Below are 23,874 nucleotides of genomic sequence, written 5' to 3'. Positions count from 1 at the left end.
ATTCAACTCCCGTTTGCAATAAAACTATTTATAAACTCGTCAAAAGAATCCCATTCACCATGTATTTCAGCTTTTTCCTCTAATACATAAAAATATATTTTCCCAAAGTCAGAATCTCTTAATGACATTGCGTAATTACCTGAACCTGGGTCATAAGCAAAATGCAATAAATTCTCGACTTTAAATCCCGAAGGAAGCACATCTTCGTCAAACCATTTCAATGAATCAATAATTTCCGTCAATGAATAGAAAGCATTAAAAGGGAAAACATGTTTTTTATCATGTACATAAAGTAAATTAGGTTGTCCTCCATTATATTTTAGATAAAAGTTCATCATTGAAATAGGCAACTTTTGTTTGATTTTAGTTTCAAATTCAAAAAAATCTTCCTTAGAAATTTTTTCGTCTGTATTTTGTAATAATAAGGTCATTAGTTTCTTCCCCATGCTTGAAAAATATAAGATTCTATATCTGGATGCGCAGCCTTATAATCAGCAACCCCTCCCCGATGAGGAATTCCTCTATGCGCATCTTGTTTAACTAATTGCATTATCCCCGTATTGGTCTGTGGATCATAATCCATATGGTGCCAAACATAACCTCTTGGCGTACTTTTTTGTCCTAATGCTTGCATACTAGCTCTTTCAAAATCAGTATGATAATCCCCTGTATATTCAATAGTTTGAATAGGGTTTACGTCTGGTTTTTTAGGATTACTATAAAGTGCATTACTACCAGAATAATCTAAACCACCATTTTGAGTTTGTGTAACTCCTTCATATCCTCTATCCTTTAGTTTTTGGATAGGACAAACCGCCGACCCCAACGGATCCACCCACCCCGTCGGGTTAAACGCATACCCATACGGATTAAATCCGCCTAGCAACCCTATCGGTTCTGAGCTGACATACTGCCCCGTTTCAGGGGAATAATAACGGAAACGGTTGTAATGCAAGCCGCTTTCTTCGTCGTAGTATTGTCCGACAAAACGGTGATTACAGGTGAGGGGTGTGCTGTCATTCGCCGCATAATGGCGATAGCCGTCAATCTCCGCTTCGCCCCATAAGTTGAGTTTTTGGCGGTAGTCGATATAGTCGTCTTCCGTCATCAGCTCGGTGATGGTGCCGATTTGGTCGCTGATGGTATAGTGCAGTTGTCCTTTCTTATTCTATAACGTATTTATCCCAATCTTTTTCTACAATATCTTTCCAATCGGCTGCTTGGATTGGTTCATTATTGTAAGTTTCAACAGTATTATTCATGATATTAGTTGGATCTCTCCATTCTGACTCACACTCGGAACAACATAAGACTAATTCTCCTGTAGAAATAACACTCACTATTTCAACCCATCCTTGATCACATATAGGACACCATTTTGTTTTATAATATTCTGATCTCATAATAAACCTCAATATGCTTATTTTATACTTATCTAATTCCAAAATTCGCCTCTGTTACTTTTGGACCAGATGAGGGAAATGCCGTAATTATTTGATTTGAACCTGATTTTGTTACTATAGTTATATGATTTAGATTTTGACCTTGTCCAGAGTATCCCCCTGCATAGCCAGAATTAGCTCTTGGAATATGATAAACATCTGTTCCACCTTCAGATATAGGTGTGACACCACCTTTATTACTCCAAGCACTATTTGTTACTTCCACTGGATCTCCATAGAAAACCCCATGATTTTGTTTCTGCAAATCGTTTTGACCATGTAAGCGGTCGGTTTCGGCTGATTTTTTGCAAATTTTTGGCTAAATTCGACCGCAATCGCCCCACTAAGTGATATGTAAACGAGCTAAATCAAAATCAAAAACGTTACCGTCCTTAATATTATACAAAAATATTCCTTACTATTATCAATCCTCGCTTCCCAACTGCTCCTTCACTTTCTCTGCTACTTTATAAGGAATGCCGGCTTCGGCAATTTCCTGAAGGCTGGCAGCTTGTATATTGGCAATAGATTTAAAGGTTTTGAGCAGGGCTTGCTTGCGCTTTGGCCCCAAGCCTTCGATACCATCCAATCTGGAACTAAAGGAATTCTTAGAGCGGAGCTGCCGGTGAAAGCTAACCGCAAAACGATGGACTTCATCCTGTATGCGCTGCAAAAGGAAAAATTCCTGCGAATTGCGCGGCAACTCAACCACTTCCAGAGGGCTGCCATACAGCAATTCATGAGTTTGGTGTCTATCATTTTTTTGAAGACCTGCGATAGGAATAGTCATTCCCAGCTCATCTTCGACAACAGACTTGGCAACATTGACCTGTCCCTGCCCGCCATCAATGATAATCAAATCAGGCGGTGTCAAACCCTCTCTCAACACCCGACTGTAACGCCGGCGGAGGACTTCCCTCATAGAAGCATAATCATCCGGCCCATCAACTGTTTTAATCTTGTACTTTCGGTATTCTTTTTTATTGGCTTGTCCATGTTCAAAGACAACCATGGCAGACACTGGACTGGTTCCCATGATGTTGGAATTGTCAAAGGCCTCAATCCGCAAGGGCGTTGGTATCCCTAATAGCTTACCAAGATTATCAACTGCTCCCTGAGTTTTTTCTTGATTTTTCTCAAGAAGGTTGAATTTTTGTTCCAGACTGACCCTTGCATTCTTGGTAGCTAGATTTACTAGCTGTTTTTTCTCTCCAATCTTAGGCTTAACCACCTTGGTGTCCACTAAAGCACGGACTGCTTCCTCATCAATATCTTGCGGTATCAAGACTTCATTAGGAATCAAGTGCTGCTGATCGCGGTAAAATTGTCCAATGTAGGTCAAAAAATCCTGATCCGCATCATTGTAGTAAGGAAAGAGATTGACATTCCGCTCAATCAATTTTCCTTGACGGACAAAGAAAACTTGCACACACATCCAGCCCTTGTCAACATAGTAGCCAAAAACATCGCGGTTCTGCAAATCTTTCGCCATGATCCGCTGTTTGGTGCGCAAGGTGGAGATGGACTGGAGCAGGTCGCGGTACTCTGCTGCCCGCTCAAACTCCAAATTAGACGCGGCAGTCGCCATTTTTTCTTTGAGTTGCTTGATAATCTTATCGTCATGTCCTGTCAAAAATTGACTGACCTCTGCTGCCATTTGGGCGTAATCTTCCCTGCTAGGCAACTGCTCGCCATGGGCTAAGCATTGCCCCAAATGGTAATACAGACAGAATTGGTGTTCAGGTAATTTGCATTTACGAAATGGATAGAGGCGCTCAAGAAGCTTGAGGGTCTGATTGGCCGCTCCTACATCTGGATAAGGCCCAAAGTATTGACCGCCATCCTTTTTAATCTGGCGAGTAATCATCAGTCTTGGGTGCCGTTCATTGCTAATTTTTATGAAAGGATAGGATTTGTCATCCTTGAGCATAATGTTATAACGCGGCTTATTCTCCTGAATCAGATTGATTTCCAGTAGGAGGGCTTCGATATTAGAATCCGTCACAATAAACTCAAAGTCAGCAATCTCAGCAACCAACGCCTCTGTCTTGGTATCGTGGGCACCTCGAAAATAAGACCGAACTCGATTTTTCAAGTTTTTGGCCTTGCCGACATAGATAATTTTTCCATATTGGTTCTTATGCAAATAGCAGCCTGGGCTGTCTGGAAGCAGCTCCAGCTTATGTTTGATTGTTTCATTCATGGCTCTATTATACCAAAAATAAAGGGATTTGCCCCTTCTAAGTTATTTGTTGATTTCTACCTAAAAATACTTGACAAGAAGGGCGAAAGTAGTATAATGACGGTAATGAAAGCGTTTTATAAACTGATAGTTTTTTATGGAAAAGAGGTAGAACAATGATTCAATTTGAGCAAATTACCAAACGATACGGGGAAGTGCTTGCCCTTGATAACCTGAACTTGACGATAGAAAATGGGGAAATTTTCGGCTTAATCGGTCATAATGGAGCTGGAAAAACCACTGCTATCAGTCTCCTGACTTCGATTATCACTCCTAGTCAGGGAAAAATCACCGTGGATGGATTAGAATTGGAAAAAAATCGAGAAGCCATCAAGAAACGGATTGCCTATGTACCTGATTCGCCCGATATTTTTCTCAACCTAACAGCTTACGAATATTGGCATTTTATGGGCAGCATCTACGGTGTGCCCAAGGAAACGGTTAATCAACGGATTCAGCAGTTGGCCGAACTTTTTGATATGACTAGCCGTCAGCATGAAGCCATTGATAATTTTTCGCATGGTATGCGGCAAAAAACCATTGTCATTGGTGCCTTGGTTCCTAATCCTGATATTTGGATTTTGGACGAACCCCTGACAGGTTTAGACCCGCAAGCTTCTTATGATCTCAAACAGCTGATGAAGGAGCAAGCTCAAGCTGGCAATACCGTCATCTTTTCGACCCACGTTTTAGCTGTGGCCGAGCAACTCTGTGACCGCATTGCTATTCTCCGAAAAGGAAAAATTATCTTCGTGGGCAGTCTTGAACAGCTAAAAAGTCATTATCCAGACAAGGACTTAGAAACCATCTACTTAGAACTAGCGGGCCGCCAAGTTCAAGAGAAAGCAGGTGATGACTTATGAAATGGGCCGTTATTTGGGAACTTATCAAAATCAACATTCTCTACTCCAACCCGCAAGGTATGGTGGCTGTCAAAAAGGTTCAGGCTGCTCGCAAGGATGCTTCTTTTTCAGCTTATAAGAGTGTCTTGATGCGACAGGCAGCCCTGCTTTTCTTTTTTCTGTTTATCTACTTATATCTTTTTATAGGAATTGATTACAGTAAATCTATCGGCTATTTTTCCATGCAGCTGGCTCTTTTGACTCTTGTCGCTACCATCTATGGTTTTACAGGGCTTTTCTCTGTCTTTTATGATAGCCATGATACAAAAATTTATCTGGCTCTTCCTGTCAAACCTCAGGAAGTCTATCTAGCCAAGCTCCTCTCTTCTCAGGGAATGGTCTTGCCCTTCCTCATGCCTTGTCTTAGTCTTCTTTTGATTTGCTATTGGCAAATCAGCCAGTCTGTATGGGTAACCTTGCTAGCGATTCCCAGTTTTTTCATCCTTTTTCTAAGCGTCAATGTCCTAGCACTGATTCTCCTAAATGTTATCGGTCAAGTCCTGACCCGTAGCCCTTACAAAAAGACCATTTCGACTGGTCTCATGGTTCTTTCTTCTCTCTTGGCCTTCATGTCCATCATGTACCTGCAGACCAACCACACGATGACAATTCACACAGACGGCTCTATTTCAGCCCCTATTCTCCCTTTCTTTAGAGGACTTCATGACATCATTGCGCAGCCTTTTTCCACTGACAGTCTGCTGCATTTTTGGCTACCACTTCTCTTATTAGGGTTCTTGCTTTTCCTAGTCTATCTCCGCATTGTTCCTAATTACTTCAATCAGATTCTCCATATTCAGGCCAGAGGTACAGGTACATCCAAAAAAGCTAGCCCCGTCCGCAAGGAAGCTAGCACTCTCCGACAAGCACTCATCAAACATCACCTATCAACCCTAAAGGACAGCACCCTTATCACTCAATCCTTTATCCAGCCCATCATCTTTGGAGTCGCCATGATTCCACCCCTCCTTAATAACGGCGATAAAATGAATCTATCTCAGCTGGGTAATGATTATTTTGGTATCTTCCTTCTGGCTGGTGTCATTATGGGCTGTTTCTTTGTTGGCCCAAGTACCTTTCTCGGAGTTGCAATGTCTTTAGAAAGGAACAATTATCATTTCATCAGAAGCCTGCCGCTCCCATTTCAAAGCTTTACCATTCAAAAATTCCTCTTACTTTCCTTCATCCAGTTTAGTATTCCAACTCTGCTCTACTTCCTAATCTGTCTGTTGCTTTTTAAACTTCCTCTCTTGCTTACACTCAGCTTTATAGTTGGTATTCTTGTTTCCGCCTTTCTGTTGGGACAGCTTTACTACTGGAGAGATCAACGACTCCTCGTCCTCAACTGGCAGAATATCAACCAACTCTTTACCAGAGGATCGGGTCAATGGATATTTGGAGGAACAATCCTCTTGGGTATGCTCGGTGGCAGTTTGCTGCTGGTTTTAAGTTTCTCCCTTGCACAAGTCATTGACCCGCTAATGATTAGTTTAGGTTTATGCTGTATCCTCTTTCTCATTGCCCTAAGTGCTCAGGCGTTTTTCCTTTTTGCCTACTGGAAGAAGCTTGTAATAAAATAAGGTTGGATCGCTCCAACCTTATTTTTCTGCGTAAAATTCTTGACCGTAGCCTGCTACCTCTGCATTGATTTGCCAATTGATACCGAACTTATCTGTCAAGTTTCCATAAGCTGGTGACCAAGGCACCGCCTGCAAGTCCATGTGGATCTTCTGTGCCCCATCAGACAGCTTGGCAAACAGTTCTTGAGCTGTTTCAGCATCATCCGTAATCAAAGCGACTGTGATATTGTCACCTTGAGTAAATGGCATTTCAGGATTGTTGTCAGATAGCATGAAGCGCTGACCGTTCAAACGGAACTGGGCATTCATGACAAAATTTTCCAATTCAGCTGGGCAATCCGGCAAGAAATCCTTGTAGAGATTGACCTGCTCAACGGTTGCACCGAGTGCTTGTTTATAAAACTCAATAGCTTCAATACCGTTACCGTTGGTAACCAAATAAACTTCCATGGCTTTTAGCATGATTTTCCTCCTAGCCCTATGGGGCTTCTTATTATATCATGTAACATTGGTACGGACAATTGTAACGACTTGCAAAAAAATAGAAGGTTGTCACCTTCTATTCGTAGTCACCTCCGGGAACGCCATAGTATTCCTCTAGAGTTAGTCCTGATTCGTAAATATCTGTGGCTTCCTTGCCAATATAACGGATATGCCATGCCTCTGCCATATAGCCTGTGATTCCTTCTTTTTCAGGTAAGTAACGGACAATAAAGCCATATTCATGGGCGTGATGACGAAGCCATTGAGCTGCTGTTGGTTCTTCTAAGAGATTGCCGCTAGCGTCAATCAAATCGAAGGCTAGGCCTGTTTGATGCTCACTGTAACCAGGACGGGCTGAATAGCGGTCAGCATTTGCTTGTCCATCCTGACTAACATAGGACTGGTACAAGCCCGCCTGAGTTTCATAGGAACGAAAACCACTATAACTCTGGGATAAGGCAAATCCCTGTGCTATCATATCTGCCTGCAGCGTTGAAAAAGCGGCCTTGGCTTCTGGATTTTCTCCTGGGGCGTAGTCACTGGCTAGGGGATGCTTCTTGTTGACGATAATCACTTCGCCATATTTCCCCTCAACACTGTAATAACTGCCATTATGGTTAACCGCTCCGCTGACAGTCTGGGGCGTTTCTGTGGTGGTTTCTGTACTGGCTGAACTGCTGGTGCTGGTTTGATGCTGACTACTTTCCTGACTCTCCACTGTTGAAGAGGAGCTGGACGACTGCTTGGTTTCCGTCGGCTTACTGCCACACGCTGCTAAAAGTAAGAGGATGGGCACTGCGCACAAGAGTATTCGTTTCATCTCGATCACCACTTTCTACTTGAACAAATGACGGCTTCTTTCTGTCGTATCCATTATACCAACTATTTCAATAATTGCAATAATTCTTGGTAATTGGATACTGTATAGGTCGGTTTAGCAAGGCTGGTATTGGCTAAGCGGTTGGGATTGTACCAAACAGTGTCAATTCCAGCATTGTTTCCGCCTTGCACATCCGCGGTTAAACTATCTCCAATCATCAGCGACTGTTTCCTCTCAAAACCAGCTATCCGCTCTGCTATTTTTTCATAAAAAAGCGCTTCGGGCTTCTGGGTTCCCATCTGCTCAGAGATAAAGACATCCTTAAAATAAGTCTGGATTGGGGAGTTGGCCATGCGGTTAACCTGAATGTAGGTCACGCCATTAGTCGCTCCATAGATCTGATATCCTCTATCAGTCAGCTCTGCTAAAAGTTGGTCTGCCCCTTGGAAAATCTGTCCCTGACGGCCAATGAACTCCTGATAGGTTAGAGCCAGCTTGCGGCCATCCACCTGCCGGCCAAAATGAGCAAAGGCGCGTGAAAATCGAGTGTTAATCAGTTCTTGTTTGCTGATTTTCTTTTGCTCCAAATCCTTCCACATGGCCTGATTCATGGGGCGATAATAATTTTTAAACGCTAGAATATCCTCAACCCCCATCTCCTGCAGAAACTGGGTCAGGGCCACTTCTTCACCCGCATTAAAGTCCAGCAGGGTGTGGTCAAGGTCGAAAAGTAGAAATTTGTAAGGCATGGGTGGTCCTTTCGCGTGTAGCAATAAAATTATCTTCATTATACCATATTCCAACTGATTCCCAAGCTTGTCTGCAAGAAATGGCTATAAGGATTTTTGGGATCATCATATTTTGTAGGTTTCTAAAAATAACCTGATGAAAATCAATGGGTGACTGGGATGAGTTTATCTATAATATCTAGAACATCTTCTTTTGAGCGGTAACTTTTGTAATAACCATCTTCTTTGAAATCCTCTTCAGAAAATTTGTCCGAGATTTTATTATTCCAAAACTCTAAGGCATCTCGGCTCTCTCCCTTTTCTTGAAACATTCTTATAATATAGTTATTTGTTTCATCAGAATAATGTATTTCAAATGAAGTCATCTGTTCTTTATTGCCAAAGCCTAATACTAAGTTATCTTGCCGATATTCATTTTGTCCTTTCCCAAACCCAATATTAAGATTTTCTACATCTGGATATTGTGTCTTTACTTCTTCAGTTAATAAAATTGTTTCAATATTACTGTATCTATAAGCTTGAATACGATCATTTGTTTCAATGAGTAGCTGAACTTTTGAGTTAAAATCTTTGTTAAAGATTTTATAGCTTTTCATGTATTTTTTATGAAATAAAATTGGATATTTAATAAGTGGACTATAAAGAGAATTTTGATCAAATCGATCAACAAGTGAATTTATTTGATTTTGAGAAAGTTGGAGATATTCTTTTAATTTTGTTTTGTTTTCAGAAATTAGCTTCAACCAGTTGCTTCGAGCATCTCTACTAGTCGGACTTTCAAGCAATAAGTATTCTTGGGGAGCAGTATTCGGTCGATTTTTTATTTTTCCAGCATTCATAGGATAATTATTGAGTCCAAATGCTAGCAGAGAACGTCTAAAAATTTCCTGTGAATCTTCACTCAGGGTAAGCGAATTTAGTTTTTCGTAGTGTTCCACATGGAAATCTTCCCACACAAACTGATTCTCATCATCAATATGAATCAAATCACGAAGTCTACCAGAAAAGAGTTTTTTACTTTCGGCTTCCAATATTAGTGATTCGTACAACGGGTTCTTTTTAATTTGCCTACATTTTTGAATTTCTTCTATCACTTGATTACTTGCAAAATCAGATTGCAAAGTGAAAGAGCCTGATAAGTAGTCATATATAGTGTCAGAGTAGTCACTTAATTCATTGATGAGTTTCAAAGCACCAATCATTGATGGTACACTATTTATATCAGCGTTGTTGACAATATTCCATGAAATCCGCATCCATTGTTTAAAGGCAACCTCCTCTATTGTAGACTTAGAAAGATAGTTTGAAATTGCTAAAAAAATGACTCGGTTAACTTGTGTGATGGGGTTAATATCTGATTGATGATAGTTGGGAATAAAAGAGAATTCTAATTCTTTTGCAAAATCCGGAAAGAAGTCACTCACTTTTTTATTCTGCAAATTATCCAAAACACTACCTAATTTTACCAAACTTTTTTTAGTCATCACCTCCTTCACAGCGGAGAACGTAACTTTAAAATCCTGACTAGATAGGACTTTGTATTCCTTGGACTCTTCAACCTCTTTTGCAGTCTTATCCGTTTTGATTATCCACTCATTTAACAAAAATCGAATAATAAAAGCGAGGTAGGCTTCATCAATTTGAAAATTCTCTGAACGATATTCCCAAAAAACATCTGCCCAAACTGTATCCAACTTCCTTGAAAATTCACTCAGTTCTCTCTCATCAAACCACTTGTTTTCTTTGCAGTAACTAAGCAAAGCAACTTTAAAATTCTCAAATGGGGTTAGCGCTACTCCCCGAGAATTCATTTTTAAGTAAAGCTCCTCAGGTTGTCCCAGTTCTTCTACATCTAAAAAGGAAAAACTCACTTTATTTAAGTCTGACAGTGTTACTGCCGAATAATCTTCAAAAACTCTCGTAATCGTATCTAGGGTCGCAATCATACCGGAAATTGTAGGATCATATTTCCAAGAATTATAAAACCACTTAACTTTCAGGCGATGATTGTCTATATCAATGTCCTCGGGCTGCCAGTCATTTTCAATTAAGGCTTGACAAAATTCTCTGGAACTTGTTCTAGTTGCATAGTAAAAGTTGTTTAACCAGACTGCTCCTTCTTTCCTTCTCTTTGAAATATAAGTAGCTATTAGCCACAAGGTAGTAATTCTCTGTTGACCATCCAGCAGAATAAAACGATTATTGATTTCTTTACCATAAAGAAAATCAAGATGAATCCCAGAGCAAGACATTTTTTCAAACAATGTCTTCACAAAAAGCTCACGTTTTTCTTTTGCTTCACGACGGCCAAAGGCGTAGTCACGCTGAATAGATGGAATTTCAACGATATATTCACTAAGTAATTTTTCTATCTGGTACCTTGTTCTCATCTGTACTTCCTTTAAACTGCTCTAACAGAGCCTTTATTTCTAATTTATATTTTTCAGCATCTTCTTGACTCCAGCTGAAATTATTGATAGTTAATCCCGAATAGTATTTTAAAAAAACATTTTTGGTTGTGGGTAATAGATACCGATTATAATCTTGCATGGCATCTACTTCGATGATTTTCTGCACCTTCAAGGGAAAGGGTTTATTGCCATAAGAACGATTCGTTTCTGAATCAAGTAAGCACAGATTCCCAATAGAATCAATATCATCTTCCCCAAGGCGCTCATTGTCTATTAAACTAGAATACAATTTGTTGAACGTTGCCACATTTTCATCAACAGCCTCCCCCACTTCTTCAAGCTGTTCATTAAAAAGACCTGATCTTCTCACCTCAGCCAACCACTCTTTTCTATCTTTCTCTCCCATATTATCGAATCCACTTTTAGGAGAAATATGCTCGATATCATAAGCTGTTGCTCTATACGCATCAAATCTGAATTGATTCTTAGTTTTGATACAAGTTAAAATATTAAATAAGAGCAATAATTTTCTTACTTCTGTACTATTATCTATTGTCAATTCATCTATGTTACCTAGAAGTTTCTCGATTCCTATTTTCTCGTTAAATTGTAAATTTCCACTATGATATTCTTTAACACAGGCTCTTATTGCGTGTGTTTTAAAGTCAACTTGATTCAAATAACCGATGTAATGGTAAATTTCAAGATCATCGTACCAATCTTCTAGTGTCATAAAACATTTCTTAATTTCTAACCAAGTATCTGATGTATTTTTCTGGCCACCAGATTTTAATTTTTTAGCAAAAAATGGATAAAAATCATCCTCTTGGGCAACTATTTTTAATATGAAATCAATCCTTGGCTGATCAGTTTCATCTTGTCCTAACCAAGCCCAAAAGTTTTTATCTCTTAATTTCCGCTCTATTCTGTCCCATTCACTAGAGATTTCCACAATGGAAGTTATCGCTGCACTCTCATCAAAGTTGCTACTTTTAAGAAAGAGCCCTTTAACCAATTCCGAATCAACCAATGGAATTTTTCCAGCATTTAAATTTGAAAAAATTTCTTCAGAGCTTCGATTGTCACCAGCCTGACTAGCATTGTATACAATCAAAAATGCTCCATAGTCTGGATGCGTCAAATGGTCAAACCATTTTTTCTTCCTCTCTTCATCTTCTTCAAACCAATCTTTAGCAGTTTCATAAGCTTGATTCATAAAAAAGAAATCAATATTTTCAGTAGCTTTCCTCTTGTCTGCTAAATAGTTTACTAGAAATTGTTGGCTTCCAATACTCCCCTCTACGCTCCTATCTCTCGTTTCATAAGCTAGGGAATAGTTTACTGGTGGAATATCACGATTGACTTCTCTTAGAGCCTTCATAATAATGAATAGAGTTGTCAGTCGCTGCTGACCATCTACTAAATCATAATCAAATTTCTCTCCTTCATGCGTTTTCAATACTATCGGTTGCAATGAATATTTTAGAACCTTCTCTGATTTTGCTGTGTGAAAAAACTTTTCCTGGTTCTCACCCCATTCCCAAATATCATTGAGCAAATCTTCTACTTGTTTTTTTGTCCATCGATAACCTCTTTGGTAGGATGGGATATAATATTTTGTAGAACTTTGAAGAATTTCTTTCAAGTTTCTTGTGATAATTGGTTCAGTTGGAGAAAAGTAACCTATCACTGCTCCATTCCTTGTTAATTCCACTTTTTCACTAATTTCTGTCCAACTCTCAACATCTTCTATTCTCAACTGCTTCATTTGAATACCTCATCATTTACTTATATCTATTATATCATAGCATATCTTTTATATATAACCCCATACCATACAAACTGGTCTCTTAGCCAAGTTTTCAAAGATTTACTTGAAGTTGCAACTGCAAGAAACTTTCTCTCATCTCCAATTGCTAAAACAGATTTATAAAAAAAAAGCCCTGAATCAAGCATTCAGGACTATTGCCCCAGTCTTTGCCGCAACTTTTCCACAAAGAGATAGGCTGCTGGGCAGATCAGGGTATTTTTGAGGGTTAGGTGGTTGATTTGGTAAATCTTCTTGCGGTCTGTATGGGGAAACTCGCGACAGGCCTTGGGTCTGACATCGTAAATGGAACAAAGATTGTCTGAATCCAAAAATGGACAGGGCATGCACTGAAACACCTTGTCCCCATCCTCATCCACTTGAAGATAGGCCGCTTCAAACTCCTGCAATTTCATACGAAAGTGCTTGGAAATTCGAGTGATGTCTGCTTCTGTCAAATCAGGTCCCAAATCTTTGCAACAGTTAGCACACTGGGTGCAGTCAATTTCCGAAAAGACTTCTTCATGGATTTCCTGAACAATTTTGTCCAGATTTTTCGGGGCTTTCTTGCGTAAGGTGGCCAAAAATTTCTTGTGTTCCACCCGCTTTTGCAGGGCTAATTGCCTGTATTTTTCAATGTCCATATCAGGTTTCTCACTATTTCTTCCGTTTTCGATTGCGGACAATAAAGAAGAGATTAACCCCGATAAGGATAAACCAGACTCCGGCCATGAGATAGTTACCAGTTCGGAGGTTGGTGTAGACACCTAAGGCGTAGAGCAGGATAAAGAAAATTCCTGACATGCTGCCCAAACTCAGCCCCTTTTCTGGAGTGTCTTGGTTGGAGTCGGCATCTTCTTGTTTCTTTAGTTCTTTGATTTTCTTTGGTTTTGTTGACATCTTATTTCTTCACTCTTTGCTATTTTTTAGTTGGATAATTGTTTAATAAATAACGCTCAATGGCTTCGGCGCAACCACCGCTATTGTTGTCTGCAACAACAACATCAGCCAAGTCCTTAATCCTGTCATTGGCATTTCCCATGGCCACTCCAAGACCTGCTACCTTCATGGCACTCTCATCATTATCTGCATCACCAACAGCAATACAGGCTGCCAAAGGGATGTCTAGCAAGCGACTTAAAAAGCCTAAGCCTTGACCTTTTTCCATACCTTTTGCGGTCACCTCTACTCCAGACACTTCTGACTTAACGATAGTGATAGATTCCTGCGAAAGTAGTTGATAGGTGAGGTCACGCGCCTCTTTTGTGCGATGGTAAAGATTGATTTTTTCAAAATGATTCCTCTCCTGAGCCAGCAAATCACAAGAGTTTTCAACCAAGACAGCCACTTGATGATAGAGAGATTGGTAGGGCGACATATGATAGGCTGCGATTCCTTCAACATGGGAAGCCTGAACATAGACCTGACCATCAATCATAGCTACTACCATCAAGTCTTCCTCAGCAACCTGTTTACGGATGATGTCCACAATAGAAGCTGGTATGGCCTGTTTAGCTAGAACCTTTTCTTCCTGATAATCATAGACCAAGGCTCCGCTTGCTAAAATGGCATAGCGGACAGTGGGTAAGTCCTGCCGATAGAAGGTTGTTTCAACAAGCGCACGACCAGTGGACAACACCACTTCTTTACCTGCTTGACTGGCTGCCTGAATGGCTGTTTGACTCTCTGGCGCAATGAGGTGCTGGTTGGTCAATAAGGTACCATCCATATCAAAGGCGATTAGCTGATACATATGTTCTCCTGTTTACTTTTTCCAGCTCTCAACATGACAGGCTGCTTTTTCCCATATTGTCGAATCCTGCTGACCTACAAAGAGGTTGGGCGCAAAGTCCAACCTCTCGATGCAAAAATATCAAGACCTAGCCTATGACAGATTGAGAGAACCCATTCTATAAAGCTTTGGGTATGTGCTGCTGCTTACTTTTTATCGTCGTCATCCATGCTAAGGACACTGAGAAAGGCTTCTTGAGGCACTTCGACAGAACCAATGGCTTTCATCCGTTTCTTGCCGGCCTTTTGTTTTTCAAGGAGCTTGCGTTTACGGGAAACGTCGCCACCATAACACTTGGCCAAGACATTTTTACGAAGGGCTTTGATGTCGCTGCGCGCCACAATTTTGTGACCGATTGCCGCTTGGATTGGCACTTCAAATTGTTGACGAGGGATAATTTTCTTAAGCTTGTCCACGATGATTTTCCCGCGTTCATAAGCAAATTCCTTGTGAACAATAAAGCTAAGCGCGTCAACCTTATCGCCATTGAGGAGAATGTCCATCTTAACCAGTTTGGATGAACGATACTCCGAAATTTCATAATCAAAACTTGCGTAACCACGGGTTGAAGACTTGAGTTTGTCAAAGAAATCAAAGACGATTTCTGCAAGAGGAATTTGGTAGATGACATTGACACGGTTGTCATCAATGTAATCCATGGTAACAAAATCACCCCGCTTGCGCTGAGCTAACTCCATGACAGCGCCCACATATTCTTGCGGCACCATAATCTGAGCCTTAACGTAGGGTTCTTCGATGTTGCTGATCTTGGTCGGATCCGGAAACTCGGACGGATTGGCTACTTCCAACATTTCCCCGTCTGTCATATTGACATGGTAAACGACCGACGGTGCCGTCATAATCAGGTCGATGTTAAACTCACGTTCAATCCGCTCTTGAATAACGTCCATGTGAAGCAAACCAAGGAAACCGCATCGGAAACCAAAACCAAGAGCCTGTGATGTTTCTGGTTCAAATTGCAGGCTGGCATCGTTGAGCTGTAATTTTTCCAAGGCTTCACGCAAATCATTGTATTTGTTAGAATCAATCGGATAGATACCCGCAAAGACCATTGGATTCATCTGCTTGTAACCATCCAATGGGGCAGCTGCCGGATTGTCTGCTAAGGTCACTGTGTCACCGACACGGGTATCTGCAACAGTCTTGATGGATGCTGCGATATAACCAACATCACCTGTTGCAAGGAAGTCCCGTCCAACAGCTTTGGGCGTGAAGATACCAACCTCTGTCACATCAAAGGTCTTACCATTACTCATCATTTGAATGGTGTCACCGGGCTTCACCACACCATTGACAATACGGACTTGGAGAATAACACCCCGATAAGGGTCATAAACCGAGTCGAAAATCAAGGCCTGAAGTGGCGCTTCTACATCACCTGTCGGCGCTGGAACCTTTTCGACAATCTGCTCCAGAATTTCTTCAATACCGATTCCAGCCTTGGCAGAAGTCAAGACTGCCTCGGACGCATCTAGTCCAATAACGTCTTCAATCTCCTGACGAACCCGCTCGGGATCTGCTGCCGGAAGGTCAATCTTGTTGATGATAGGCAGAATTTCTAAATCATTATCTAAGGCAAGGTAGACATTGGCAAGAGTTTGAGCCTCAATTCCCTGAGCCGCATCCACTACCAAGATTGCACCTTCGCAGGCTGCCAAGGAACGGGATACTTCATAGGTAAAGTCAACGTGTCCTGGGGTATCAATCAAGTGAAAAATATAGGTTTCCCCATCTTTAGCCTTGTAATTCAGCTCGATAGCGTTGAGCTTGATGGTAATGCCTCGCTCACGCTCCAAGTCCATGCTGTCTAACAACTGGGCCTGCATCTCACGACTGGAAACTGTTTCTGTTTTTTCTAAAATTCGGTCTGCCAAGGTTGACTTTCCATGGTCAATGTGGGCAATAATGGAGAAGTTACGAATCTTCTCCTGACGGTGTTTTAATTCTTTTACGTTCATCATTCATCCTTTTAAAGGTATTACTCTTTATTATATCAAAAGACAAGGAATTTAGCTAGATAGAATAACGGCGGATGGGGAGAAAAACTCAGGGTGAAAAAATTTGAACTTGCTAAACGAAAAAGAGTTCGCTAACATCTGTATCGGTCAGATTGGAGTGTAAAACACAAGCCAAGTTGACGTTGAGATGTTAAGGCGAACTCTAATAAGTAAAATCAGTCTACCTACCAATTTCATTCATTTGAAGACTAGTGCCCAAGCCATAGGGCGATTTCTCGTTCGGCCGCTTCTGGACAGTCTGATCCATGGACAACATTGTAGAAATTTCCATCCACAGGTGCCGTTGCATAATCCCCTCGGATAGTTCCTGGTGCAGCTTCTAAAGGATTGGTTACACCCATCATATCTCTCCAAGAGTTGACTACTTCAGGGCCTTCAATAATCCCAGCAACCAGAGGACCACGAGTCATGTAGTCAACTAGTTTTGGAAAGAAGGGCTTGTCCACGAGGTGGTCATAGTGAGCAGCAATTAAATCCTTATCTGCTGTCATCATCTTGAGTTGAACAATGCGAAAGCCTCTGCATTCAATGCGTGTAAGGACTTGTCCAATCAGACCACGTTCAACAGCGTCTGGTTTAATCATGAAAAATGTTCGTTGCATGGATACCTCCTTATGTGCGGGAAACTTCCCTAACCTTGTATTTTTCTTCATTATAGCATAAAAAACCAGCTAAAAATGCTGGTTTTTTCGCTTAATTCATTGAAATGACCTCAATTTTTTCGCCTCCAAGGAGAATCAAATAGGCTTCGACCTGTTCAATCTGGTAAGCTTTGGATAGGGCTTGTTGATAAAGGGTCATCTGCTGTCGGTAGCGGTCTTTGATTGTTTGGGCATCCTTGTAACGATCCGTCTTGTAATCAAACAAAACAATGCGATCTGAATAGCGGATAAAGCCATCAACAATTCCTCGAAGAACAAAATATTCCTTAGAAACGGGATCTTGTTCTAAACTGGCAAAGGCTGCTTCCCGTCGCAGTTTGTCCTGATTGGCTAAAATTTCCTTCCCTAATTCTGTACTGAAGAAGTCAAGGATTTTCTGACAGTCGATACTAGATTTGACAGCTTCGGTTGCTGCTACTTTGTCTAGCGTTCTTTCGATCAGTCCAAGGGTCATAGGGGCATTGAGAGGCAGGGCTTGCATTAGCTCATGCAGAGTAGAACCCACCTGAGCCCCAGTAACAGGAGTTTTCTTAGAGAAATCAGGTAGTTCAAAGGTTAAACTTGGTCTTACTTTCTCCATAACTTCCAAACCATCTTCAGCTAAAACCGGCTCATAAAGTTTTTTTATCTGGCTAGGTGTCCGAACACTTGGCAGTTCAATCGCGAATTTGTAGCGTTGGTTGAGTGCCTCAACAGAGGCAAGTTGATCCAAGGCTAGCCGAATGTCTTCTGACTGACGAAGGTTTTTTACATCATCAGCGGAAATTTGGGTTTCCATCCTGAGTTGACCAATCTTATCAGGAGTCAAGTCCTCATCATCAATAAAGCGCTTTTTAAAGTAAAGCTCCTCTCCCTGAAAGGCTTCCTCAATGGCCAAAATCCAATCTTGGAAGTTGTTCATACTTTCTCGGCTGGACGCAAGCAGAACCCCTTCTCTGCGTTTGCCATCATAGCGATCCTCTAGCTTTTCCTTGCTAGCTTTACCGACCAGATAGAGCTTGCTCTCAGCCCGTGTCATGGCCACATAAAGGAGCCGCATTTGCTCAGACAAGTCTGCTAGTTTGAGTTCTCGTTGGTTGAGCTGATAGGGCAGGGTGTTCATCGAAACGCGGACATGGGGTAACGGGGTTTCGAACTGGTCTTTCATATCGGCAATGAATTGGATGCCCAGCCCATTTTCCCGACTGAGAATGACGCTGCTACGGTTTTCTGTCGCATTAAAACTCTTATCCATGTTGAGCAGGAAGACATATTTAAACTCCAGCCCCTTGGACTTGTGAACAGTCATCAGCTGAACTGCATTTTGCGCAAGAGCAACTTCTACATCAGCCAAATCGTTATCACTTGCCAAGAGTTTATCAATAAAAGTGATGAAACGCGACAAGCCCTTAAAACCAGTTTTTTCAAAACTGTTGGCCCGCAATCCCAGAGCGTAGAGGTTAGCCTGACGCTTAGAACCGTTGGGTAGGGCTCCCACATAGTCATAGTAGAACTTTTCATTATAAATCTTCCAAATCAGGTCGTAAATGGAATGGGTCTTAGCATAAAGTCGCCAGCTCTTGAGATAATCCAAAAAGGCTTGTAGCTTGCGCTTAAAAGCAGGATGTATCAAGTCGCTTGCCTGTCTAGCATCCGCTACGGCTAGCTCCATTTTTTCATAAAAGAAACCTTTGTCAGCCTGCAAGGCTATCCTAGCCAACTCATCCTCATCAAATCGGAACATAGGTGACTTGAGCAAGGCAACTAGAGCATAGTCATTGAGAGGATTGTTGAGGGCACGCAGGGTATCCAACATCACCATCACTTCCAAGGACTTGAGATAGTTGGCTTCCCCTCCATCAGATACCAGAGGGATGCCATGCGTTTCAAAGCTGTTTAAAATCGCCTGATTGCGTGTCCTTGAAGGTACAAGGAGGGTAATGTCAGAAAAGGCCACACCTTCTTCATTATGAAGGCGGATGATTTCCTTAGCGACCAATTCAACTTCTCCTGACGTTAGGGCTGACGGATCTGCTTCAGCCGTCGTATCCTTGTTGTAAATCAGGTATTCCATGGTATGCTGAGGCTGGTGTATCTTTTGTCGGTCGCTCCCCGCCACTAGCGTATGTGTCTGGTCGTACTTGATTTGTCCAACTTCCCTGTCCATTAAGCGCGTAAAGATCGCATTTGTTGCTTCTATTACTTCATTTTGGCTGCGGAAATTCTCTTTGAGTAAAATCAGCTTGCCAGCACTTGGGTCAGCCTGATAGCGTTCAAATTTTTCCTGGAAAATATGCGGGTCGGCCTGACGGAACCGGTAGATAGATTGTTTAATATCTCCCACCATGAAACGGTTCTGACCATTTGATAACAAATCCAGCATGCGCTCCTGAGTGTGGTTGTTATCCTGATACTCGTCAACCATTATCTCATGATACTTGTCTTGAAAAATCTGACGGATGCCTGGGTTTTCTTCCAAAATCCGAATAGCAAAATGGCTGATGTCGGAGAATTCAAAGCAATTTTCCTGTATCTTTCGCTCCAAATAACGAGCTGAAAAATCAAGGAGGAAGGCTTGCAAGACCTGCAGGATAGGCAGAGCCTGAGGTTGATAAGCCAAGACGGTTTCCAAATGCTGGATGTCTAGCAAGCGAGCCTTGAGCAATTTGAAAATCGGATACTTGGTACCTGCAACTGTTACCTCACTTCCAGAAGGCAAGAGGTTGTTTAATTGACCTGTCAACTGAGGTAGCTGCTCTGCATCCATCTTTTCTTTGAAGTTGCTGGCCAAGTTCCGTAGTTCCTCAAAAATAGCCTGATGCTTCTTATAGTTAGCAGTCATAGCCCCTTTAGCTGTGACCTGCTTATAATCAGGATGATGGGTCAAGTCTTCTAGGTCATCCGCAGCTTGATTCATAGCATCCAAAAGACCTATCAAGAGCGAGGGTGGCAGGCTGTCCAGACTGTCAAAGTCTTGGTAGCCTTTGAGCAAGGTAGAGCGCAACCACTGCTCCGGATTGCTAGTTGACTGACTGAATCCATGAATCTGATAAACAATTTCTCGAAAGCCCTTGTTATCCTTTCGATTGCCAGAAAAATTCCGAACTAACTGTTGAAAAACAGTACCTTCTTGTCCTTCTAAGTAGGTGGCAAATAGTTCTGCAAAGACTTCATTTTTCAATAGGTCTTGTTCGCTCTTATCCTGCAGAATCCGAAAATTTGGGGAAATCCCTAAGCTGTAACCATAGCTGGTGACCAATTTCTGAGTAAAAGCATCCATGGTACCAATATCAGCGTTTTCAAGCTCAGTTAGCTGGCGAGATAGATGACGGCGTACCTGTTCGTCCGAAACAGCTAGAATCGCCTCATTCAGTTTTTTTTCAATCCGCTCTTTCAGTTCACCAGCCGCCTTAACCGTGAAGGTGGAGATAAACAATTGTTCAATCTGGATACCACGCAAGATTTTATCCAAAATCCGCTCAACCATGACAAAGGTCTTGCCAGAACCTGCCGAAGCCGAAACTAGGACATTCTGACCATGACAATAAATCGCTTCAATCTGTTCAGGGGTGCGCTTTTGACTCTTATCAGACTCAGCTTCTGCTAATTGTAGCTCACGGATTTCTTCAGCCTTTAAAAATGCTTCAAACATCATGCCTCTCCTCCTTTCTTCATACGCTCCAACCAGTCTTCCTTCTTTCCTCCCTTGGTTAGTCGGCGAGCCTGACCTAAGTGAAGATTCGCTTCAAATCCGGTAATGGCTTTAAGCTGCTCTCCTGCTACGGAACGACCATCTTCTGTATAGGGATTGATGGCAAAATTCCCCGATAAGATTGTTTGCGCTGCGTCTTTATACAGTTTTTCATGATAGGTCAGCATGGTTGCCAGCTCCTCTCGACTATATAAGGAAGCCTTGGTTTTGTGATACAGCTGATTTAGCTGATTGCTTTCTTCTTCTAGGAAAAGTCCCTTGTAAACTAAGCTCTTATAGGTTTCTGCCAAAACCTGGTCGCTTGTTTTGGCGTCAGTTAGCTTGACAATCGGATCCAAAAGGTGCAAATACATAGCCCCAAAGATTTTTTCGGACTGACTAAACTCGGGTAATCGCTGAACGGCGGAAAGATAGGTCATCAGTTGAGGGCTCAGACCATTATAAAAGCGGTCAATGTGAAACTGATTGCTGCTAGATTTATAATCCACAACACCAAGGGCCCCGTCAGCTGTCAGCCGATCCAGCCGATCCATTTTACCGGTGATATTCAGCTTGCGTCCGCCTTCTAAATCAAGGTAGTTGCCCGTGTCCTGACCAAAAACAGCCTCATTTGCCAACACTTCAATCTGACTTCCTTCTCGCAAAACGAGTGAACTCGCCCGAGCAATATCCAGAAGAACTTGCTCTGAATAGTGACTATCCGCATCTTCTTGATAAAGCGCCGCAAAGCCTGGTTCTTTTCTGGTCTGCTCAATAGCCAGCTTGAGCTTGTCATCAAAACTAGCTGGAGAGGGATCTTTAGTCAAGCGCTCAAAAATCCTATGCAGAAAATTACCATGACTGCGAGCATCTGGACGTAGACTATCCTGTTCCTGCAAACGAAGGACATGTTTAATAAAGTAGAGGTATTGGTTTTGGTAAAAATCTGTCAGACTGGATGCGGATAACTTGAGTGGCTTATCAATCGGATAAAGCAGACTAAGGGTTTCATTTGCTAAAGGCTGAGTTTGAACTTGATTAGAAATCGTAGGAATCACTATGCCTTCTTCATCCAGTTTCTTTCTCAGGTAGCGAAGGGCAACCGACCAAAATGTAGCCTCTTCTTTGGACCAATTTGCGTCAAAATCACCTCGATTGGCCTCGATTACACGCGATAACAAGCTCTTATAGTGACCAATATCACTAGCTGATAAGGTCGTTCCCCGCCCCTTTTGTTCGGAAGGAACTCCCATCTCTTTGAGAAGTTTTAAGTAAGGTGACAGACCATCTTCTGCTTCATTGTAGAGCTGCGGACTGGAAAGGACTAAGCCTTCACTTGCAGAATTAAGGAGAGAAATCATAGCAAAATGATTCTTCTTGATATGATCACGACTCACAAGATCAAACTGTCCTTGCTGCCCACTTACTGCATTAACCTTGGCCTTTTCTTCCTCAGTCAGCAGGCTCTTGGGCTGACTAATCTTAGGAAAGTTGGACTGGCTAAGACCGATAGCGTAGACATACTTGGCACTGTGTGGCTCAATCAAATCATAGGAGCGAATATTAACCACATCAACGGTTGCCGGAACTGTACGGTAATGACTGGCTAGCATACCTGCCCGCAAGAGAGCTAAAAAGTCATCCAATCGTAATTTCTCGTGCCCAAAAATTTCCTTCAGCTGCTCCAAAATGTGACAGAAGGCTTTCCAGACTTGTTCTTGTTTTTCCTGATCGATTTCATTGGAAAGGCTAGCTAGCTTTTCCATATTGACTGGCAGGGCTACGGCCTTCAAAAAGCGAGTAAACTTTTCTAGTAAGCTAGATACCGACTGGGTTTGGGCTTTAAAAAGTTCTTCTAAGGGCTGTATGAGGCTTGCCCGAATCTGGTTGAGCTCATCCAAATCATAGCCTGCTCTGCTATTGACCGTAAAATCACGACTAAACTTTGCCCGACCCTTGATGTCTGCAAAAAGGATATACTGTTCAAATCGGTCCAGCTCTCTCTGCTCAAAACTGCCGTACAAGCCCGATTTGACAAGATTGAGCAGATCTTCTGGTCTGAAATTATAGCGTTTAAGGCGCTCTAAAGATTCAACGAAATGCACCAAGGGATGGTGACTCATCTCTTCGGCCTTGCCAAAGTAATAAGGAATCTCATATTTGTCGAAAATTTTGCCAATTTGAAGTTTGTAGCTCTCCACATCTCCCAAGAGCAACAAAATATCCTTATAACGGCTTCCTTGATGCAGTCTATTGCGGATGGCACGCGCCACCTCTTCGACCTCTTCCTTCTGGTTGGTTACTTCCCAAATCTCAATCTGACTGGTATCTTCTTCTGTCAGCTCCAGATAAGCACCAGAAAAATCATAGTGGTTTTCAATATTTTTGGAAATCTTGCCAAAACCGTCCAGGTATTCGTCTGTCGGTAAAAAGACTGGCTTAGTTTGGTAGGTCTGTGCCAATCTCCTTAGAAATTCAACCCCTGCCTGATAGAGATTGCCCTCAACATAGCTTGCCTTATAGGCCTTTTGACTGGCGTAAACCGCAATTACTAGTTCGGCCACTCGGCCATCTAGGGCAGCAATCAAGGCTTCCTCTTCTGCTGAAAATCGGGTAAAGCCATCTACCACCACTACCAGCTGAGCAAGCTCTTCATCCAATCCTCCGCCTTCAACCAGATGCCGGAATTGACTAATCTTGCTTTCATTTTCATAGTCTTCTTTGCGGAGTAGTTCTTCAAAGGCTGTAAAAATCAGATGTAAATCATCGTATTTATCAGGCGTATCCATAGCCTCCAAGTCCAGAACTGTTAGATTGGAACGCTGCAAGTCTTTGTAAAGAGCAACCAATTGACTGATAAACTGCATATCAGTCTTCAACTGACCATAGACCTTGAGGTCACTGTCGTCAAACTGTGAGAGCAGGCGAAAGAATAAGATGGACAAACCTAGATCATCCAAACTGACCTGTTGCTTAGTTTGATTAAGAACCAAGTAGCGAGCCATTTGAGCGAAACGGGTAACCATGATGTCAAAAGAGGCCTGATTCTCCAAACGCTCCAAAACAGCCCTTTCTTTTTCAAAAGAGAGAGAGTTGGGAGCAATATAGAAGACCCGTTTGCCCGAACGAGCATAATCACAGGCAGTTTGAGCTAAGAAAGCTGTTAAATTATTGGAAATGTCTGTGTAGTAGAGTTTCATCTGTTTCTCCGAAATACTTGCTAGTTCTATTATAGCAAAAGACAGAAAAACTGTCTGAGCCCACAGACAGTTTTA

At 41.9% G+C, this 23,874-nt stretch carries 19 protein-coding genes; 2 read left to right on the top strand and 17 right to left on the bottom strand.

Annotation, left to right across the window (positions count from 1 at the left end; genetic code table 11):
* Positions 1–2: 2 nt before the first annotated feature.
* From INT76_RS00965 to uvrC, 5 genes are all read right to left on the bottom strand, one after another.
* On the bottom strand, positions 3–431 hold the full coding sequence (locus INT76_RS00965) for an SMI1/KNR4 family protein (RefSeq protein WP_212571210.1): 429 nt from the start codon (positions 429–431) through the stop codon (positions 3–5).
* A complete protein-coding gene (locus INT76_RS00960) occupies positions 431–1,108 on the bottom strand; it encodes an RHS repeat-associated core domain-containing protein (protein WP_212571208.1) in 678 nt (225 codons plus the stop codon). The genes INT76_RS00965 and INT76_RS00960 overlap by 1 nt, the downstream gene beginning before the upstream one ends.
* 55 nt (positions 1,109–1,163) lie before the next feature.
* The gene (locus INT76_RS00955) at positions 1,164–1,403 is read right to left on the bottom strand and encodes a hypothetical protein (protein WP_212571205.1); all 240 of its coding nucleotides are present in this window, start codon (positions 1,401–1,403) and stop codon (positions 1,164–1,166) included.
* A 28-nt stretch (positions 1,404–1,431) separates the two neighbouring features.
* Positions 1,432–1,668, bottom strand: a complete 237-nt coding sequence (locus INT76_RS00950; protein ID WP_212571202.1) for a hypothetical protein — start codon at positions 1,666–1,668, stop codon at positions 1,432–1,434.
* 198 nt (positions 1,669–1,866) lie between these two features.
* Positions 1,867–3,645, bottom strand: a complete 1,779-nt coding sequence (gene uvrC, locus INT76_RS00945) for an excinuclease ABC subunit UvrC (protein WP_212571200.1) — start codon at positions 3,643–3,645, stop codon at positions 1,867–1,869.
* Between the two features lie 155 nt (positions 3,646–3,800).
* On the opposite strand from uvrC, the gene INT76_RS00940 reads away from it, so the two are divergent.
* Both INT76_RS00940 and INT76_RS00935 read left to right on the top strand, forming a co-directional pair.
* A complete protein-coding gene (locus tag INT76_RS00940) occupies positions 3,801–4,547 on the top strand; it encodes an ABC transporter ATP-binding protein (RefSeq protein WP_212571198.1) in 747 nt (248 codons plus the stop codon).
* Entirely contained in the window at positions 4,544–6,166 is a 1,623-nt protein-coding gene (locus INT76_RS00935) for a permease (protein WP_212571196.1), read from the top strand. Before INT76_RS00940 ends, INT76_RS00935 begins: the two co-directional genes overlap by 4 nt.
* 18 nt (positions 6,167–6,184) lie before the next feature.
* On the opposite strand, the gene INT76_RS00930 is transcribed toward INT76_RS00935, so the two are convergent.
* From INT76_RS00930 to rexB, 12 genes are all read right to left on the bottom strand, one after another.
* The gene (locus INT76_RS00930) at positions 6,185–6,628 is read right to left on the bottom strand and encodes a VOC family protein (RefSeq protein ID WP_212571194.1); all 444 of its coding nucleotides are present in this window, start codon (positions 6,626–6,628) and stop codon (positions 6,185–6,187) included.
* A gap of 97 nt (positions 6,629–6,725) precedes the next feature.
* Complete coding sequence (gene ldcB / locus INT76_RS00925) at positions 6,726–7,469, bottom strand: LD-carboxypeptidase LdcB/DacB (RefSeq protein ID WP_212571192.1); 744 nt, start codon at positions 7,467–7,469, stop codon at positions 6,726–6,728.
* Positions 7,470–7,531: 62 nt separating this feature from the next.
* Positions 7,532–8,218, bottom strand: coding sequence for a pyrimidine 5'-nucleotidase PynA (gene pynA, locus INT76_RS00920; RefSeq protein WP_212571184.1), 687 nt, complete (start codon positions 8,216–8,218; stop codon positions 7,532–7,534).
* A gap of 143 nt (positions 8,219–8,361) precedes the next feature.
* On the bottom strand, positions 8,362–10,608 hold the full coding sequence (locus INT76_RS00915; RefSeq protein WP_212571182.1) for a DUF262 domain-containing protein: 2,247 nt from the start codon (positions 10,606–10,608) through the stop codon (positions 8,362–8,364).
* Positions 10,574–12,397, bottom strand: coding sequence for a DUF262 domain-containing protein (locus tag INT76_RS00910; RefSeq protein ID WP_212571179.1), 1,824 nt, complete (start codon positions 12,395–12,397; stop codon positions 10,574–10,576). Before INT76_RS00910 ends, INT76_RS00915 begins: the two co-directional genes overlap by 35 nt.
* 194 nt (positions 12,398–12,591) lie before the next feature.
* Positions 12,592–13,080 (bottom strand): YkgJ family cysteine cluster protein, encoded by a 489-nt coding sequence (locus INT76_RS00905; protein ID WP_212571177.1) that lies wholly within the window; start codon positions 13,078–13,080, stop codon positions 12,592–12,594.
* 13 nt (positions 13,081–13,093) lie between these two features.
* A complete protein-coding gene (locus INT76_RS00900) occupies positions 13,094–13,336 on the bottom strand; it encodes a hypothetical protein (RefSeq protein ID WP_212573079.1) in 243 nt (80 codons plus the stop codon).
* A gap of 19 nt (positions 13,337–13,355) precedes the next feature.
* Positions 13,356–14,189, bottom strand: a complete 834-nt coding sequence (locus INT76_RS00895) for a Cof-type HAD-IIB family hydrolase (RefSeq protein ID WP_212571175.1) — start codon at positions 14,187–14,189, stop codon at positions 13,356–13,358.
* A gap of 185 nt (positions 14,190–14,374) precedes the next feature.
* Positions 14,375–16,207 carry a translation elongation factor 4 gene (gene lepA / locus INT76_RS00890; RefSeq protein WP_212572978.1) on the bottom strand — a complete coding sequence of 611 codons (1,833 nt, stop codon included), beginning with the start codon at positions 16,205–16,207 and terminating at the stop codon, positions 14,375–14,377.
* 248 nt (positions 16,208–16,455) lie between these two features.
* Positions 16,456–16,869 (bottom strand): nucleoside-diphosphate kinase, encoded by a 414-nt coding sequence (ndk, locus tag INT76_RS00885; RefSeq protein ID WP_212571173.1) that lies wholly within the window; start codon positions 16,867–16,869, stop codon positions 16,456–16,458.
* A gap of 91 nt (positions 16,870–16,960) precedes the next feature.
* Positions 16,961–20,563, bottom strand: a complete 3,603-nt coding sequence (addA, locus tag INT76_RS00880) for a helicase-exonuclease AddAB subunit AddA (protein WP_212571166.1) — start codon at positions 20,561–20,563, stop codon at positions 16,961–16,963.
* Positions 20,560–23,799, bottom strand: coding sequence for an ATP-dependent nuclease subunit B (gene rexB, locus INT76_RS00875; RefSeq protein ID WP_212571164.1), 3,240 nt, complete (start codon positions 23,797–23,799; stop codon positions 20,560–20,562). The genes addA and rexB overlap by 4 nt, the downstream gene beginning before the upstream one ends.
* Between the last annotated feature and the right edge of the window lie 75 nt (positions 23,800–23,874).

Source organism: Streptococcus oriscaviae, from assembly GCF_018137985.1.
GTDB classification, from domain to species: domain Bacteria; phylum Bacillota; class Bacilli; order Lactobacillales; family Streptococcaceae; genus Streptococcus; species Streptococcus oriscaviae.
This window is presented reverse-complemented; position numbering and strand designations above follow the sequence as displayed.